The organism is Flavobacterium sp. (assembly GCF_040402835.1).
In the GTDB taxonomy this organism is placed as follows: Bacteria; Bacteroidota; Bacteroidia; order Flavobacteriales; family Flavobacteriaceae; genus Flavobacterium.
The window spans coordinates 35,069-52,812 of record NZ_JBBALW010000002.1; the positions used below are offsets into that span (position 1 = coordinate 35,069).

Sequence of the window (17,744 nt, forward strand, 5' to 3'; positions counted from 1 at the left end):
AGTCCAAATTTAAGTAAAGATATTGTATTATCCGTTAATTTTTAATTTCATTCCCGGTTTAAGATTTTCACTGCTAATGCCGTTCCATTTTTTAATATCTGAAATGGTAATTCCAGGATATTTTTTTGCAATCGTATAAAGTGAATCTCCTTTTTGAACATAATAATGCTCTTGATTTTTAGTGGCTTTTGAAGCTATTTTGTCTTTCTTAGCCGCTTTTTCTGTAACAATAATTTCCGTTTTTGAGACTATTATTATACTTCCCAATTGAATATTATTGTCAGTTAAATTGTTCCATAATTTAATATCATCCGATGAAACTTTATATTTTTTTGCAATATTTCCAATGTTGTCGCCTTTCAAAATAACATATTCTTGTGTTTTATATTCTTTCTTTACAGCAACTTGTGCTTCTGGATTTTCACTTTCATTTGCAATTTTAAGTTGAAATCCAAGTTGAACATTTACATCATCTAAATTATTCCATTGTTTTAAATCTTCAACAGAAACAGCATATTTTTTTGCAATATTCCCAAGGTTATCTCCTTTTTGAACTACATAATATTCTGGTGTTTTTGAACCCTCAACAGTTGAATTTTTATCCGATTTAGAATCCGCTGAAGCTAGTGCATCTTTAGTTTCAACAGGTTTTTTATCCGATTTAATTTCTTTTCTAACTTTCGAAACTACTCTCTCGGTTGTCATTATTTTTAAAGTTTTTCCAGAAGAAATTGCATTCTTTTTTAGGTTGTTCCATTCCTTAATATCAGAAACTGAAACATCATATTTAGCAGCAATCGAACCTAAATTATCACCTTTTCTAACCTTATATTTTTTCGTTGTTTTCACAAATGAAACTACTTGTTCCTCTTTATACTTTTTGTCTGAAACAGTAGTATTTAAAGCAACAATAGCGGTGTCTGTTTTGATTTCAGCAGCTTTTACTTCTGCTTTTTTAGGAATCACAGCAACACTTTCATAACTGTAAATTTTCAAATTTCTACCTTTAGGAGCTTTGTTGTTTTTAAGTTTATTCCATTTTTTAATATCAGACATTGCAACGCCAAATTTACCCGCAATTTCACTCAAGCTATCGCCACGCTTCACTTTATAAAATCTGGTTTTAGAAACAACTGTTCGTTCTGAATCTGAATTTAAACTATCACGAACCGCGATTCCTCTGCTTTTATAAGGGCGTTCTCTTTTGCTGGCTTCATATTGCGTGTAAGCATAAATCTTGTCTTCATTTGAAGTATAAATTGCGACTTTATCATTCGGCAATCTCAAGAAATGATTTTCACCTGCAATAAAAGGAATTACATCTCTTTTATAGGAAGGATTCAATAATTGCAATTGTGAAACAGGAATATTCAATAAATCAGAAATTTGCTTGAAAGAAATTTGCTGCTTTATCATAATTGTATCCGTCGCAAAATGCTTAATTATAGCGCGATTGGGAACAATTCCGTGTGCTGTGTGGTATTCGTAAATGTACATGGTAGCCAAAAATGCAGGAACATAACCTTGTGTTTCTTTTGGTAAATACTTTCTAATATTCCAGAAATTTTGTTGTCCGCCAGAACGACGAATTGCTTTGGCAACATTTCCTGGTCCTGAATTATAAGATGCTAAAACCAAATCCCAATCGCCAAAAATTTTATACATATTCGACATATACAACGCCGCCGCATCACTCGCTTTCAAGGGATCACTTCTGTCGTCAACGTATGTATTTATATCTAAATTGTATTGTTTACCGGTTTGAAACATAAATTGCCAAAGTCCCGTTGCACCAACTCTTGAAACTGCTTTTGGGTTCAATGCCGATTCTACAACCGCCAAGTATTTAATTTCCAAAGGCACATTTTGTCTCGCCATTGCCTCTTCAAACATTGGAAAATAATATTCAGAAATTGCCATCAATCTTTCGAATGATTTTTTTCTGTTTTTTAGAAAGGATTTAATGATGTTTTCAAGACCTTGATTGTATTCTATATTGAATGGCGATTTCGCATCCATTGCAGCAAGTCTTGATTTCAGTAATGCGGTTGGTAATTCAAAATCAACTTTTTCATCAATATTAATGGTTTTAATGTCAACAGAAAGGTCGTTGTATAAATCCAAATTCGACAATTCTTTCATCCACAAACTGTCCACGCAAGCGGCAATATTATCATGAACAAATGTCGATTTTATAGAATCTAAATAAGACTTTTTCGTTTCCTTTTTCAAATTCCAAACTGGATCTTGAGCAAAGGTGTTTAGTGATAAAATCAGAAAAAGGCTTATGGTTATTTTTTGTATATTCATAAATGTTAATGTCAAAATGCTACAATTCAATTTATTACGTATTTTACAAATCTAATATTTAATAACGTAAAAAATCAATATTTAGTGTTAAAATGTCTTTTAGTCTAAGATTGCTGCAACTCCTGGCAAAATTCTTCCTTCTAACATTTCAAGCATTGCCCCACCACCAGTAGAAACATAGCTCATTTTGTCTTCTAAACCAAACTGTTTTACGGCAGCTACAGAATCGCCACCACCAACAAGTGAAAAAGCACCGTTTGCTGTTGATTCTGCTATATAATTTCCTAAAGATATTGTTCCGTTGGCAAAAGTTGGCAATTCAAAAACTCCCAAAGGACCGTTCCAAAGAATCGTTTTTGAATCCATAATTACTTTTTTGAATGCTTCCAATGATTTTGGTCCCGCATCTAAACCTTGCCATCCGTCAGGAATTTGGCTAACATCTAAAATTTGAGTTTGTGCGTCATTTGAAAAAGCATTGGCAGCAACAACATCAACAGGAATGTGAATTTGAACGCCTTTTTCTTTAGCAATTTTCAAAATTTCTAAAGCCAATTCCATTTTGTCGTCCTCGCAAATAGAATTTCCAATTTTTCCACCCAACGCTTTCACGAAAGTAAAAGTCATTCCGCCACCAATAATCATGTGGTCAATTTTGTCTAATATATTTTCGATAACCGTGATTTTTGAAGATACTTTCGAGCCTCCAAGAACTGCAGTTACTGGTTTTTCACTATTTTTTAAAACCTTATTCAAGCTTTCAATTTCTTTTGCTAATAAGGCTCCAAAACATTTGTTTTCTGGGAAAAATTGCGCAATAATTGTTGTGGATGCGTGTGCTCTGTGCGCCGTTCCAAAAGCATCGTTTACATAAATATCTCCCAAAGACGCCATTTTTTTTGCAAAACCAACATCTCCTGCTTCTTCTTCGGCATAAAAACGAAGGTTTTCAAGCAATAAAACTTGACCTGGTTGCAGATTTTCAGCTGCTTTTTCAGCAATTTCACCCACACAATCCGAAGCAAAAAGCACTTCCGTTCCCAAGATTTCCGATGCCGTTTTCACGATGTGTTGCAACGAATATTTTTCCTCAATTCCCTTTGGTCTCCCGAGGTGCGACATCAAAATCACGCTTCCGCCATCGGCAATAATTTTGTCGATTGTAGGTTTCGCCGCTTCAATTCTGGTAGTATCTGTAACGCGGAAATTTTCGTCCAAAGGAACATTAAAATCTACTCTAATTACTGCTTTTTTGTTTTTAAAATTGAAGTCTAGAAAGGTTTTCATTGGTGAAATTTTTTTATTGGTTGTTTATTAAATTCGCTACAAAGATAGTATTTTTATTTTTTTGGCGCGACCCTTGTTTAGAACGTTTAGAGAGACGAGACATTTAATACTAAACTTCGGGTCGGGCTTTGCGCTGCAATCCACGCAAAAAAGCGCGGGATTTTCACTGCCATCCCTCGCGCAAACCTCGATTTAAGAATTATGATTTTAAATTTCCCGAAAAGCCAAATTGACTTATATATAAAAAGCCCTTTTGATGATTTGTAATACGTAATAACTATATTTGAACAAAATATGCTAGTGAGTAGCGACAATCTACCCGAATTAGGGGTGATAGGGGCTCCTTTGTAACACACATATATAAGTTCATGCTATTAAGAAAGAGCAAACTTTAAACTAATTGACAAAAAAAAGACACCTATTCACGAATAATGACAACAACAATAATTATAACATTTTGCGTTCTTCTGCTCATTGCGTATGTATTTGACCTGACGTCATCTAAAACAAAAATCCCTTCAGTAATTCTTTTGTTATTGTTGGGGTGGGCGGTTAGACAGCTTACAGCATTGCTTGACATTCATCTTCCTGACTTTTCTCCGATACTTCCCGTTTTAGGAACAGTCGGACTTATTCTTATTGTGCTCGAAGGTTCATTAGAACTTGAACTTAATAAATCTAAGTTCGGACAAATCAAAAAATCTTTTTTGGGCGCATTAATCCCATTGATTGCTTTAGCTTTTTTGCTGGCATTTGCATTTCGGTATTTCGGACACTTTGGACTAAAAGACAGTTTGACAAATGCAATTCCTTTTTGTGTAATAAGCAGTGCTATTGCAATTCCAAGTGTTAGAAATCTTTCGTCTCACAATAAAGAATTTGTGATTTATGAAAGTAGTTTGTCTGACATTTTAGGAGTTCTGTTTTTCAACTTTCTTGCATTAAATAAAACAATTGACACAAACTCATTCGGCCACTTTGGATTGCAACTGCTAATCATTTCAGTTGTTTCGTTTATCGCAACCATCGGACTATCATTTCTTTTAAGCAAAATTGAGCATCACATAAAGTTTGTCCCAATCATTCTGCTTGTAGTTTTGATTTATGCCGTTTCAAAAATCTATCATTTGCCTGGACTAATTTTCATTTTGCTGTTTGGCTTATCAATTGGTAATCTTGACGAGTTGAAACAATTTAAGTGGATAGATAAATTAAAACCTGACGAATTAAATAAAGAAGTAAATAAATTTAAAGAGCTGACCATTGAAGCAGCATTTCTGATTAGAGCATTATTCTTTTTACTATTCGGCTACTTAATTGAAACAAGTGAAGTTTTGAACCCTGAAACTTTTATTTGGGCTTTGGCAATAGTGTTTTTTATTTTTGCTTTTCGATTAATTCAACTCAAACTTTCTAAACTTCCTTTACAGCCTTTATTGTTTGTTGCTCCAAGAGGACTTATAACCATTTTACTATTTCTTTCCATCGAGCCGACAAATACTATTTCACTTGTTAATAAAGCACTCATTATTCAAGTGATAATTCTAACGGCATTGCTTATGATGTTTGGTTTAATGGTTAACAAACCTCATAAAAACAATTGACAATATGCAACAACTTTTCTTCGCACAAATAGAAGCCCGAGCCGCTAACAGCGGTTTTAAGAAATAGAGAAAATGTGCAAAATTCACTTTTTTCTTTCGCAAGAATTTTAATTTAATTGTTGCATATTTAAATATGAGAAAAATCTTATTGTTGTGAAATTTTTTACTAAATTAGTTGGAAGATATACGGAATTTTTTCCGCTGCCATCCCTCGAGCAAACCTCGATTTAAGAATTATGATTTTAGATTTCCCGAAAACCGAATTGCCTTTTACAAATAAAAAGTCCTTTTGACGATTTGTAATACGTAATAACTATATTTGAACAAAATATGCCAATCAGTAGCAACAATCTCCCCAAAATTGGGTAGATAAGTCTGATTTTGTCAGACATATATACAAGTTATAGCCCATTTTAAAAAACGATAAAACTTGAGACTAACAACATACATATTGGCATTTACTGCATTAACAATCTTGACAGGTTGCGACAATTTTGAAAAACGCTTTTACGAAAAAATTGACCAAGGACAGATAAACGCAATTAAAAACGGCTCTGACACTTTTGACCTTGCAACCGTTACAGATTTTGAATGGGACAGCGTTATTCTAATTCGTGGAAATGAAAGTGTGCCATACTTCAAAGAAGAGATTGAAGAAATTCTTAATAATCGGACAAGTCAAGTTCATTGGGAAGACAGACGATTTAAAGAAGTTGACGACCCAAAACTTATTTATAAAACTAGTGACTTGCCAACAAATCGTGACCGTTTTTACTTTTTGACACCTGACAAAAAAATGGTAGAAAAAGAAATAAAAAGCGGTATTCAAAAACACAGACCTGCGTTCGACATCAATTATTGTTTGACAGACAGCATAAATGAAAGATATTGGCTTTCTAAAAATGAATGCAAATTTATACTTAAATCCAATTCGATAAATCCAGGACAAGGAACAGTATTTTTTTATCCTGCTTGTAAGACGAAGTTTTCGCCAGACAGTGTTAAATTTCACGACAAATAATCAATGACGACAGAAAGAAAAACGGGCTATAACAGCACCTACAAGAAATTGGCGGTTCAGTGGGTAAATAAAGTTTTGTGCTTCGTATCAAGTTCAGTGCTGGCAGACAGTTTTGTGCTCCGAAATCGCCAACTTCTTGTAGCAGCAAAACGTTAAAAAACAAAACTATCAAGCAACTTAGCATTGTTTTTTTTAATCAAACCCTTCCTGAAAATTTCCACAAAAAACCCTCAAGTTACTTTGAAGGTTTTAGAGGCACCATCCATCCGGAAGCTTCGGGAGAACCGAATAATATCTTTACTAAATTTTCAAAAAATTTACACCAAAAAAACCCTCAAGTTTCCTTGAAGGTTCTGGAGGCAACTCCCGAAAGCTTTCGGGACGGATTCGAACATAACTTTAATTAATTTTTCCTAAAAATTTACACCAAAAAAACCCTCAAGTTTCCTTGAAGGCTTTAGAATCATATCTTCTGGATTCGAAAACTGCTTTAATTAATTTTTCCTAAAAATTCCCATAAAAAAACCCTCAAGTTTCCTTGAAGGTTTTAGAGGCATCGTCCGGATTCGAACCGGAGTAGGAGCTTTTGCAGAGCCCAGCCTAGCCACTCGGCCACGACGCCATTATTTAATTGGATTGCAAATATATAAAAAAGTTTAGTGTTTAGAAGTTTAATGTTTAAAAAGTTTCTTTAAAAAGACGATTCTCAATTTATCATTTTTATACACCTCAAAAAATCTAATTTCTGTATTCTTCTAATTCTATAGTAACTGCTTCAACATCGCCGCCAATAGGAGGATTCAACTTAGAAACACCCAATACAATTCTGGAAACCGACGGAATTTTTGCAAATATTTTCGTGATTATTCGATGCCCAACGTGCTCTAATAAATGCGAACGAATCGCCATTTCTTCCTCAACAATTTGATTTAAAAGCACATAATCAACCGTATCTTTCAAATCATCCGACAAACACGATTTTCTTAAATCGGTTTTAATTTCTAAATCAACCGTGTAATCCGAACCAATTTTACCTTCCTCAAGCAAGCATCCGTGATACGAGAACGTTCTGATATTTTTAAGTTTTATTGTACCCATTTTATTCTTTTAATTTTGTGGTATTTGGATCTTGGTGATTGTTGGTTATAGCTTGAATCGAAACCGTTTTTTCTAATTCGTTAACTGTAAAATGAATCAAATAAGGGAATTTTTTTAAAGGCAGGACACGTACAATATTGTATTTTTCTTCAAAAAAAGGAAAATTATAGAGTGTGTTTAATTGATTTTCATAATCTAATAAAAATTTTTTACCTAAACCTTTTCGGATTGTTTCATAATAAAAAACAGCTTCATCTATTTCAAGTTCAGCTCTAACTAAGGTTTTTACATTAAAAACCATATTTATCTTTTATCTTTTTTAATGACGCTCTAGCATCGACATAATCCTCTGGTTTAGCATTTTTTATACGTTCTAAAACCAATTCTTGTTGCCACAATGAAACCTCACAAATGTTTTCATCATCTATTGAAACTTCAGGAACGTGCTTGAAAAAATTAATAAAAGTTTCGTAAAAATCGTCTGGAATTGTAACGGTTAATTGTCTCATAGCTTTTAGTTTTATACAAAAATACTAATAAATTCAATTCAAATTCTATTATCTCAAAGTCTTTTATCTCTCATCTAAATTTTTATCTTTGCATTTCAATTTAGAAAATTATGTCAACCGAAGAGAAATCACTTCATTTTATTGAACAAATTATAGAAGACAGCTTAGCAAGTGGTTTTCCTCAAGATAAATTACGTTTTCGTTTTCCGCCAGAACCTAATGGCTATTTGCATATCGGTCACGCCAAATCCATTTGCTTGAATTTTGGTTTAGGATTGCGGTACAATGCGCCTGTAAACTTGCGTTTTGACGATACGAATCCTGCGAAAGAAGAACAAGAATATGTTGACGCTATCAAAGAAGATTTGCTATGGTTGGGTTTCCAATGGGCTGAAGAACGGTATGCATCGGACTATTTCCAACAATTATACGATTGGGCGGTGTTGATGATTAAAAATGACAAAGCCTATATTGACAGTCAATCATCAGAAGATATAGCGGCTCAAAAAGGAACGCCAACACAACCTGGAGTTGACGGACCTTATAGAAATCGTTCGGTTGAAGAAAACGTATCGTTATTTGAAGCTATGAAAAACGGAGATTTCCCAGAAGGAAGTCACGTTTTGAGAGCTAAAATTGATATGAAATCTACAAATATGTTGCTGCGAGATCCTTTGATGTATCGAATTTTACACCGCCATCACCACAGAACAGGAAACGATTGGAAAATCTACCCAATGTACGATTACGCTCACGGTGAAAGCGATTATATCGAGCAAATTTCTCATTCTATTTGTACTTTAGAATTTGTAATGCACCGCGAATTATACAATTGGTTTTTAAATCAGATTCAACCTGAACTTGTTTCAGGTTCTAATAACATTAAAGTAAGACCAAATCAATACGAATTTGCGCGTTTGAACTTGAATTATACCGTAATGAGCAAACGAAAACTCTTACAATTGGTTCAAGAAAACATCGTAAACGGTTGGGACGATCCAAGAATGCCGACAATTTCGGGTTTGCGAAGACGAGGTTTTACAGCCAATTCTATTCGTAAATTCTGCGAAACCATTGGAGTTGCAAAACGGGAGAATGTGATTGATGTTTCTGTTTTGGAATTTTGCTTGCGCGAAGATTTAAACAAAACTGCGCCTCGAGTTATGGCGGTTTTAGACCCAATTAAAGTCGTAATTACCAATTATCCTGAAGGAAAAAAAGAATTATTGGAAGCCGAAAACAATCAAGAAGATGAAAGTGCAGGTTTTAGAAAAGTTCCGTTTTCAAGAGAAATTTACATCGAAAGAGAAGACTTTTTAGAAGAAGCGTCAGCTAAATTTTTCCGATTGTCAATTGGTAAAGAAGTGCGATTAAAAAATGCCTATATCATTAAAGGAGAAAGCGTTATAAAAGATGCTGCTGGAAATATCACCGAAATTCACGTTACGTATGACGAAGACAGCCAAAGCGGAAGTGGAAGCGAAGCAAGTCAAAGAAAGGTTGCGGGAACGTTGCATTGGGTTTCTATTCAACACGCAATTCAAGCCGAAGTTAGAATGTACGACCGTCTTTTTATTGACGAAGCGCCCGACAGTCACAAGGAGAAAAATTTCTTAGAATTTATGAATTCTAATTCTTTACAAATTGCAAATGGATTTGTAGAACCGAGTTTGGCAACCGTAAAATCGGGAGATAAATTTCAATTTCAACGTCTGGGTTATTTCAATGTTGATAAGGATTCAACGGTTGAAAAATTAGTATTTAACAGAACGGTTGGACTAAAAGACGCTTGGGAAGAAAAAGGTAAAAAAGAAGAAAATTTATTGATGTCGATGCAAAAAGAAATCAATAAATATGTGAAAGAAAAGGACGAAACAGCTGCAAATTTAATATTAGAATCCATCATTGAAAACATTAAAAGTGTCGATAATTTCAGTTTAATTTGTCAAACAATTGTCAAAAATGTGAAAAACGACAATAACGCATTATTGTTTTCAAATTTGATTTTGCATTATTCTGATAAAATTCAATTTAAAGATATAGAATCGGAAGCGTTAACAAAACTCTATTCGATGTCTTTAAAAAGTCAAATGCCGTCGGTTAGATTTTTTGCAATTCTAAATTTAAAAAGTGATTTAGAAAATTTAAATGATTTTAAAACGCAACTTTCAGAATTGAAACTTTCAGAAAAAAACGAAAAAGTTTTAGAAGCTTTAAAATATTATAAATAGATTTGAACAATAAAAAAGCACTTCGTCGAGGTGCTTTTTTATTGTTTGTGATTGATATATACAGAAAAGAGGCGATAAAGCCTCTTTTTTATAAAATTCGCCACAATTTATTCTTCCGTTTCTGAAGCTTCATTTGAAGTATCCTCTGCCTGATGTTTCTCTGCTTTTCTAGTTTTTGTTTTTTTCATTCCCGATTTCATAGATTCGCCAACTAGATTACTTGCGGTAAAACTTGCTACCATATTGTTCAACATGTCGCTTCCTGCTTGAGGAGAATTCGGTAATAATATTAAATTAGAGTTTGCGTCTGCTCCAATTGCTTGCAAAGTGTCATAATGTTGAGTAACGACGATTAATGCAGAAGCTTCCTGAGAATTAATCCCTACTTTATTCAAAACATCCACACTTTCCACCAATCCTTTTGCAATTTCTCGTCTTTGGTCTGCAATTCCTTGACCTTGTAAGCGTTTGCTTTCTGCTTCTGCTTTGGCTTTGGCAACAATTCTAATACGGGATGCTTCTGCTTCAAATTCGGCTACCGTTTTTTCTCTATCGGCAGCATTAATTCTGTTCATAGCATTTTTCACCTGAATATCTGGGTCAATATCGGTAACCAATGTATTGATAATTGTATAGCCATAAGTTGTCATCGCTTCGTTCAATTCCCTTTTTACCGCAATAGCAATGTCATCTTTTCTTTCAAAAACATCATCAAGAATTAATTTTGGAACTTCAGCACGAACCACATCAAATACATACGAAGTAATTTGATCGTGCGGATATTCCAATTTATAAAATGCATCATAAACGGTATCTTTCACAACCATAAATTGAACGGAAACTTTTAGTTTTACAAATACATTGTCTTTAGTTTTTGTTTCAATTACAACATCTAGTTGTTGGATTTTTAGATTTACACGACCCGCAATTCTATCAATTAAAGGAATTTTTAGTTGTAATCCTGAATTTCGAACGCTTAGAAATTTTCCAAAGCGCTCAATTACCACTGCCGTTTGTTGCTTCACTGTAAAAAAGGAAGAGAAAAGTACGAATAACCCAAAGGTTAAAAAAATAATTAAGAAAATGTGGTCCATAATGTTTTTATCGATTTAAATTAGGTGTTAAAGTAGTCAAATTAAACCCATAATAATATTTATTAACATTTCTGTAGGAAGAAAGGGCATATATTAATTCTAAAAACAAGAAAAGAGGCGATTAAGCCTCTTTTTTTTATGAATTATAATGCCAATTATAAACTTATAATCGCCTTTTGAATTCTTTTTATGGTTTCTTCTTTTCCTATGAAAGCCACGATATCAAATAAATGTGGCCCTTTCAAAGCACCAACCAAACTCAATCGGAACGGTTGCATAACCTTGCCCATTCCTATTTCATTTGCAGTCATCCAATCTTTCACTATTGTTTCGATTGTTTCTGTTGTAAAATCTTCAATTTTTTCTAAAACTACAATTAATTGTTGCATTAATTCGGGCGTTTCTTCCTTCCAATTTTTAGATGCTTTTTCATCGTAAACCTTTGGCGACACAAAGAAAAAGTCAGATAAATCCCAAAATTCGGATACAAAATTAGCTCTTACTTTTATCAATGAAACCACTTTCGTTAAATGTGCCTCAGTCGTTGCAATACCATTTGAAGCTACGATAGGAGCAAATGATTTCGCCAAACTTTCATCGCTTTGCATTTGCAAATAATTATGATTGAACCATTTATTTTTTTCAGGATCAAATTTTGCACCGGCTTTATGAACACGATTCAAATCGAATTTTTCAACCAATTCTTCTAATGAAAATATTTCTTGTTTTGTGCCGTCATTCCAACCCAATAATGCTAAAAAGTTGATAACCGCTTCTGGAAAAAATCCAGTTTCACGATAACCAGGCGAAATTCCTTCTTCCGTTTTAGCTTCGCTCTGTTCGCCCTGAAGGCCTCGAGTCCAAGCTAATGGAAACACTGGAAAGCCTAATTTATCGCCATCACGTTTTGATAATTTTCCATTTCCAATAGGTTTTAATATCAATGGTAAATGAGCAAATTCAGGTGCTTCCCAACCAAATGCACGGTACAATAAAACGTGTAATGGCATTGACGGCAACCATTCTTCACCACGAATTACGTGCGACGTTTCCATCAAATGGTCGTCCACAATATTTGCCAAATGATACGTTGGCATTCCGTCACTTTTGTATAAAACCTTATCGTCTAAAACGGTGGTTTCAAACTTTACATCGCCACGAATAATGTCTTTTAAATGTAATGTTTCGTCAACAGGTGTTTTAAAACGGATTACATATTCTTCATTATTTGCAATTCTTTTCAGCGTTTCTTCATTTGAAATCACCAAAGAAGTATCTAATTTTTCACGATTGTGATGGTTATAAATAAATGTTTTTCCTTGCTCTTCGTGTTGTTTTCTATGGAAATCCAATGCTTCGGAAGTATCAAATGCATAATATGCCCAGCCCGAATTAATTAATTCGTCAGCATATTGTTTGTACAAATGTTTTCTTTCGCTTTGACGGTAAGGACCAAATTTTTCATTTTTACCAATAGTTTCATCAGGTGAAATCCCAAGCCATTCCAATGCTTCTAAAATGTAATTTTCTGCGCCTAGAACAAAGCGTTTTTGGTCGGTATCTTCAATTCTTAAATAGAAAATCCCGCCATTTTGCTTAGCAAATAAATAGTTGAATAAAGCGGTACGAACACCGCCAATATGTAAAGGTCCGGTTGGACTTGGTGCAAAACGCACGCGAACTTGCTTTAACATTCTTGTAAATTTTCAGCAAAGATACGATTTCAATTAGTCAAATAAAGAATTTGACGCAATTGAAAATCAATCCCAATTTCACAGAATTGATTTCAAAGTTTTACAACAAAAAACGGAAACCTTTAAAATCTTTATTGATTTTTGAATAGGAATCTATTGTTACATTCATTTTATCTGAAAGGGTTTCTGTAATATAGTTTTTAATCAAATCTGGTTTTGAGTTATAATAATGTTCAACCAAAAGACTGTTGTAATTGTTGTTTTCATTATTAAAAACGAATAAAGGAAAGCCTTCTTTCATCAATAAAAAATTTATCAAAAGCCTTCCCGTTCTTTTATTTCCATCTACAAATGGCTGTTGAATCCATATTTCTTGTGCCAAAAACACACATTTGTCAACTGTATTTTTGTCGCTTTTATTGATAGTTTCAATCAATTGACTCATATTTTCAAATACATTTTCTGGGAAACTTAACGGTATTATTTTTTCTATTTCAACGGCATTTTGTTTTATAGAAATCACATTTTGACTAATTTTAAATTCATTTTGCTGTTGCCCTTTTTCCTTTGCGCCTTGATAATAATCTTCGTTCCACAAGCTTCCAAGCGTTAGCCAATTGAGTTCCAAAATCAAATTCACGCTCAAATCTTCCTTATTTTTTACCGCGGACAACATTCTTTTCAACGCGCGATACATTCCTTTTTGTTCTAAAATATCAGAATTCCGAATGTTATTTCCAGAAATGGTATCACTTTTAAAAAGTTCTGTGGTTTGCAAAAGCGTCAATTGATTGCCTTCTAATTTATTGGTAGCATAAACATATTCATACAATAATGCTTGCTCTTCTTCTAAAGTTGCAGTATAATTTAATTCGTTATACGATTTTAATAATTGAATAAGTTCGTCCATAACTTTTCGTCGGTTATTATGTAAAAATACGAAAAATCTACGTTTTATTAACTTTGTTTGACTTTTTTTACCTTTTTCTTTGTCTTTAACATTTCTTTATTCACTTAAATTATTACTTTTAACAGTTATTATAAAATTTCAAAATAAATTGGACAGTTCGACATTTATTTACCAAAAATTAGAGGCTTTTATAAAAAAGTTTTACACAAATGAATTGCTACGAGGCATGATTTTCTTCGTTGGCTTTGGCTTGTTGTATTTATTATTTACACTTTTTATAGAATATTTTCTTTGGTTGAAACCAATGGGAAGAACGATTTTATTTACCGTTTTTATTTCAGTTGAAGTATTCTTATTGTTTCGATTTATAGCTTTTCCAATATTCAAATTATTGAAACTTCAAAAAGGGATTGATTTCAAAGAAGCATCGGCTATAATTGGAACCCATTTTACAGAAGTAAGCGATAAACTGACCAATTTCTTGCAACTTTCGGATGCGGAACACAATCAAGATAAATCAGAATTGCTTTTAGCATCTATTGAACAAAAAGCAAATATGTTGCAGCCAATTCCCTTTGGAAATGCGATTAATTTTAATGCAAACAAAAAATATTTGCCGCTTGCTTTACTTCCAATATTGTTTTTTGCCTTCTTTTATATTTCTGGAAACAGCATAATTTTATCTCAAAGTTTGAATCGAGTAGTGCATTTCAAACAACAATTTCTTCCGCCAGCCCCTTTTAAATTCGTTGTTTTAAATAAAGATTTACAAACCGAACAAAACAAAGACTTCGTTCTTAAAGTAAAATCTGAAGGAAAAATAATTCCTGAAAATGCAATGATTTTTATAGGTGACGAAAGTTATTTTATGGAAAGCATTGCAAATGGAGAATTCCAATTTAAAATGGAGAAACCAACAACCAACGTTTCGTTTCACGTGGAGGCGAATGAAGTTTCATCGGAAGAGTTTGAATTATCAGTTATAACTGTTCCGTCAATTTCAAATTTGGAAATGGTTTTAAATTTCCCCTCGTATTTAAATAAAAAATCTGAAATCATTAAAGGAACAGGAAATGCGTTACTTCCCGAAGGAACTTCTGTAACTTGGAAAATGAATACGATTGCCACACAAAGTGTAAATTGGTCGGATTTGAAATCTAATTATTCATTTTTGAAAGATGATAATTCATTTAAATTAACTAAAAATATTTCTCAAAATACTAAATATAATATAGTTACATCTAATAATGAAGTGCAAAATTACGAGAAATTGAATTACCAAATTTCTGTAATCAAAGATCAGTTTCCAACAATTAATGTGAACAATGCGCCAGACAGTTTGAAGGTTTCTAAAAGCTATGTTTTGGGTCAAATTTCAGACGATTATGGGTTGTCAAAACTTCAAGTTATTTACAATGAAATAGACAAACCACAAACTGCAAAACGAGGAACAATCGCCGTTAAAAAAGACATTTACGATCAATTCGTTTTTGCATTTCCAAATAATCTTACAGTGGTTCAAGGCGTTTCTTATGAATATTATTTTGAGGTTTTTGATAACGATGCTCTTCACAATTTCAAAAGTTCAAAATCATCAGTTTTTTATAATAGAGTTGCTACTGACGAAGAAAAAGAAGATCAAATTTTGCAAGAGCAAAACAATAACATTAACAGTTTAGAAAAGTCTTTAAAAAACCAAGACAAACAAATTTCAGAAATTGAAAAGTTGCAAAAAAATGGAAAAGAGAAGGAAAGTTTAGAGTTTAAAGACCAACAAAAAGTAAATGATTTCATCAAACGTCAAAAGCAACAGGACGAAATGATGAAGGAATTTGCTAAAAAGATGGAAGAAAATTTGGATAAATTTAAAACCGATAAAAAAGACGAATTCAAGGAAGAACTTGAAAAGCGTTTGGAAAAAGCGGATAAAGATTTAGAAAAAAACCAAAAATTATTGGACGAACTGAAAGAGTTGAACGATAAAATTAAGAACGAAGAATTGTTTCATAAATTAGAAAAATTCAAACAAACGAGCAAAGACCAAACCAAGAATTTAGAGCAATTGGTTGAGTTAACCAAGAAATATTACGTTGAAAAAAAGGCAGAACAAATTGCAGATAAATTAGATAAATTAGCGGACAAGCAAGATAAATTAGCCGAAAACGAAAAGGACAATAAAGCCGAAAAGCAAAACGAAATCAACAAGGAATTTGATAAAATCCAAGAGGATTTAAAGGAATTGGAAAAGGAAAATAAGGAATTGAAAGCTCCTGTTGATCTTCCAAAAGGTGCTGATAAAGAAAAAAGCATTGACGAAGATTTAAAAAAAGCAGCTGACGAATTACAAAAAGATAAGAAAGACAAAGCCAAACCAAAACAGAAAAGTGCCGCCAAAAAGATGAAGGAAATGGGCGGTCAAATGATGGAAAGTATGTCTGGCGGAGAAATGGAGCAACTCGAAGAAGACGTTAAAATGTTGCGTCAAATCCTCGATAATTTATTGGCATTTTCTTTTTCTCAAGAAGACTTAATGAAACAGTTTAAAGGTATGAAAAGTGGTTCGCCGTCGTTTAATAAAGATTTAAAAATCCAACAAAATTTAAAACAACAGTTCAAACACGTTGACGATAGTTTGTTTGCAATGTCTTTAAGAAACCCAAAAATTGCTGAAGATGTTACGAAAGAAATCGGAAATGTGCATTATAATATTGACAAGGCTTTGGATAGTTTTGTTGATTCGCAAATTCCAAAAGGTCTTTCGCACCAACAATATACGATTTCGGCTGCAAATAAATTGGCTGATTTCCTAAGCGACGCTTTAAATAATATGCAATCCGAAATGCAAATGTCTGGCGCTGGAAAAGGCGGAAAACCTAAACCAGGCAAAGGACAAGGTTCGGGAATGCAACTTCCAGACATTATCAAAAAGCAAGAAGGACTTGGCGAAAACATGAAAGAAGGAATGAAAAAAGGCAAAAAGCCCGGAGACGGAAAGAAACCCGGCGATGGGAAAAAACCGGGTGAAGGTCAGAAACCTGGTGAAGGCGATAAAGGTAAATCTGGCAAAGATGGAAAATCTGGAACTGGCGATTCGCAAGGAGGAGAAAACGGTGAAGATGGAGAAGGAAATGCAGGTGAAATAATGAAGATTTACCAAGAGCAAAAACAACTTCGGGAAGCATTGCAAAACGCATTAAACAAAGAAGGAATTGGCGGAAACGGTCAAAATTCTTTAGAGCAAATGAAGCAAATCGAGAAGCAATTATTGAACAAAGGATTCAATAACGAAACCCTTCAAAAGATGCTTAATTTACAATATGAATTGCTTAAATTAGAAATAGCAACGCAACAACAAGGCGAAGAAAAGAAGCGTCAATCGCAAACAAATCTCAAAGATTTCAACAATCAAAGCAAACCGCTGCCTTCAAATTTGCAAGAATATCTCAATAGCATCGAGATTTTAAACCGACAAACCCTACCTTTGCGTTCCAATTTCAACCAAAAGGTTCAAGAATATTTCAAAAACAATGATTAGTTTTAACTACGAAACAGATTTCGAATTAGACCACGAAGCCGACTTTTCTAAATGGCTTTCTGCCGTTATTTTATCAGAAAATAAAAAAGAAGGTGACATTAATTACGTGTTTTGCGACGACGAATATTTGCTCGAAATCAACCAGCAATACCTCGACCACGACACCCTAACCGACATCATTAGTTTTGATTATTCTGCAGGAAACGAACTACACGGAGACATCTTCGTTTCGGTCGAAAGAGTTCGGGAAAACGCATCCGATTTCAACGTAACGTTCCTCGAAGAAATCAAGCGCGTCCTCGTCCACGGCGTTTTGCACTATTGTGGATACAACGACAAATCGGAATCTGACGAGCTAATGATGCGAAAAAAAGAAGACGAAAAAATGCAAATGTTTCACGTGGAACAATAATAATCAGGAGCGAATTTTCGGGTTTTTCTACAAATGTAA

Annotated in this window: 13 protein-coding genes and 1 tRNA gene; 5 read left to right on the forward strand and 9 right to left on the reverse strand. The window is 33.5% G+C overall.

Going from position 1 to position 17,744, the window contains the following annotated elements:
* Nucleotides 1-27 precede the first annotated feature (27 nt).
* Nucleotides 28-2,310, reverse strand: coding sequence for a lytic transglycosylase domain-containing protein (locus AC9UEH_RS01125; protein ID WP_509527640.1), 2,283 nt, complete (start codon nucleotides 2,308-2,310; stop codon nucleotides 28-30).
* A gap of 99 nt (nucleotides 2,311-2,409) precedes the next feature.
* Nucleotides 2,410-3,597: a phosphoglycerate kinase gene (locus tag AC9UEH_RS01130; RefSeq protein ID WP_509527643.1), complete on the reverse strand. Its 1,188-nt coding sequence runs from the start codon at nucleotides 3,595-3,597 to the stop codon at nucleotides 2,410-2,412.
* Nucleotides 3,598-4,028: 431 nt separating this feature from the next.
* On the opposite strand from AC9UEH_RS01130, the gene AC9UEH_RS01135 reads away from it, so the two are divergent.
* Nucleotides 4,029-5,201, forward strand: coding sequence for a cation:proton antiporter (locus AC9UEH_RS01135; RefSeq protein ID WP_509527646.1), 1,173 nt, complete (start codon nucleotides 4,029-4,031; stop codon nucleotides 5,199-5,201).
* 430 nt (nucleotides 5,202-5,631) lie between these two features.
* The gene (locus AC9UEH_RS01140) at nucleotides 5,632-6,222 is read left to right on the forward strand and encodes a hypothetical protein (RefSeq protein WP_509527648.1); all 591 of its coding nucleotides are present in this window, start codon (nucleotides 5,632-5,634) and stop codon (nucleotides 6,220-6,222) included.
* 551 nt (nucleotides 6,223-6,773) lie between these two features.
* Here AC9UEH_RS01140 and AC9UEH_RS01145 read toward each other — a convergent pair.
* From AC9UEH_RS01145 to AC9UEH_RS01160, 4 genes are all read right to left on the reverse strand, one after another.
* Nucleotides 6,774-6,844 (reverse strand) — tRNA-Cys (locus AC9UEH_RS01145).
* Between the two features lie 116 nt (nucleotides 6,845-6,960).
* Complete coding sequence (folB, locus tag AC9UEH_RS01150) at nucleotides 6,961-7,320, reverse strand: dihydroneopterin aldolase (RefSeq protein ID WP_509527651.1); 360 nt, start codon at nucleotides 7,318-7,320, stop codon at nucleotides 6,961-6,963.
* A gap of 1 nt (nucleotide 7,321) precedes the next feature.
* Nucleotides 7,322-7,621, reverse strand: a complete 300-nt coding sequence (locus AC9UEH_RS01155; RefSeq protein WP_509527653.1) for a type II toxin-antitoxin system RelE/ParE family toxin — start codon at nucleotides 7,619-7,621, stop codon at nucleotides 7,322-7,324.
* Nucleotides 7,611-7,829, reverse strand: a complete 219-nt coding sequence (locus AC9UEH_RS01160) for a hypothetical protein (protein ID WP_509527656.1) — start codon at nucleotides 7,827-7,829, stop codon at nucleotides 7,611-7,613. The genes AC9UEH_RS01155 and AC9UEH_RS01160 overlap by 11 nt, the downstream gene beginning before the upstream one ends.
* Nucleotides 7,830-7,939: 110 nt before the next feature.
* On the opposite strand from AC9UEH_RS01160, the gene AC9UEH_RS01165 reads away from it, so the two are divergent.
* On the forward strand, nucleotides 7,940-10,060 hold the full coding sequence (locus tag AC9UEH_RS01165) for a glutamine--tRNA ligase/YqeY domain fusion protein (RefSeq protein ID WP_509527658.1): 2,121 nt from the start codon (nucleotides 7,940-7,942) through the stop codon (nucleotides 10,058-10,060).
* Nucleotides 10,061-10,167: 107 nt separating this feature from the next.
* On the opposite strand, the gene AC9UEH_RS01170 is transcribed toward AC9UEH_RS01165, so the two are convergent.
* The 3 genes from AC9UEH_RS01170 to AC9UEH_RS01180 all read right to left on the reverse strand — a co-directional run bounded on the left by AC9UEH_RS01170 (nucleotide 10,168) and on the right by AC9UEH_RS01180 (nucleotide 13,758).
* On the reverse strand, nucleotides 10,168-11,154 hold the full coding sequence (locus AC9UEH_RS01170; RefSeq protein ID WP_509527661.1) for an SPFH domain-containing protein: 987 nt from the start codon (nucleotides 11,152-11,154) through the stop codon (nucleotides 10,168-10,170).
* 155 nt (nucleotides 11,155-11,309) lie between these two features.
* Nucleotides 11,310-12,848 (reverse strand): glutamate--tRNA ligase, encoded by a 1,539-nt coding sequence (gltX, locus tag AC9UEH_RS01175; RefSeq protein WP_509527664.1) that lies wholly within the window; start codon nucleotides 12,846-12,848, stop codon nucleotides 11,310-11,312.
* Between the two features lie 100 nt (nucleotides 12,849-12,948).
* Nucleotides 12,949-13,758, reverse strand: a complete 810-nt coding sequence (locus AC9UEH_RS01180) for a Fic family protein (RefSeq protein ID WP_509527666.1) — start codon at nucleotides 13,756-13,758, stop codon at nucleotides 12,949-12,951.
* 148 nt (nucleotides 13,759-13,906) lie between these two features.
* Here AC9UEH_RS01180 and AC9UEH_RS01185 point away from each other — a divergent pair, with 148 nt between their 5' ends.
* Both AC9UEH_RS01185 and ybeY read left to right on the forward strand, forming a co-directional pair.
* A complete protein-coding gene (locus AC9UEH_RS01185; RefSeq protein ID WP_509527669.1) occupies nucleotides 13,907-17,293 on the forward strand; it encodes a hypothetical protein in 3,387 nt (1,128 codons plus the stop codon).
* Nucleotides 17,286-17,705 (forward strand): rRNA maturation RNase YbeY, encoded by a 420-nt coding sequence (gene ybeY / locus AC9UEH_RS01190; protein ID WP_509527672.1) that lies wholly within the window; start codon nucleotides 17,286-17,288, stop codon nucleotides 17,703-17,705. Before AC9UEH_RS01185 ends, ybeY begins: the two co-directional genes overlap by 8 nt.
* Nucleotides 17,706-17,744 lie beyond the last annotated feature (39 nt).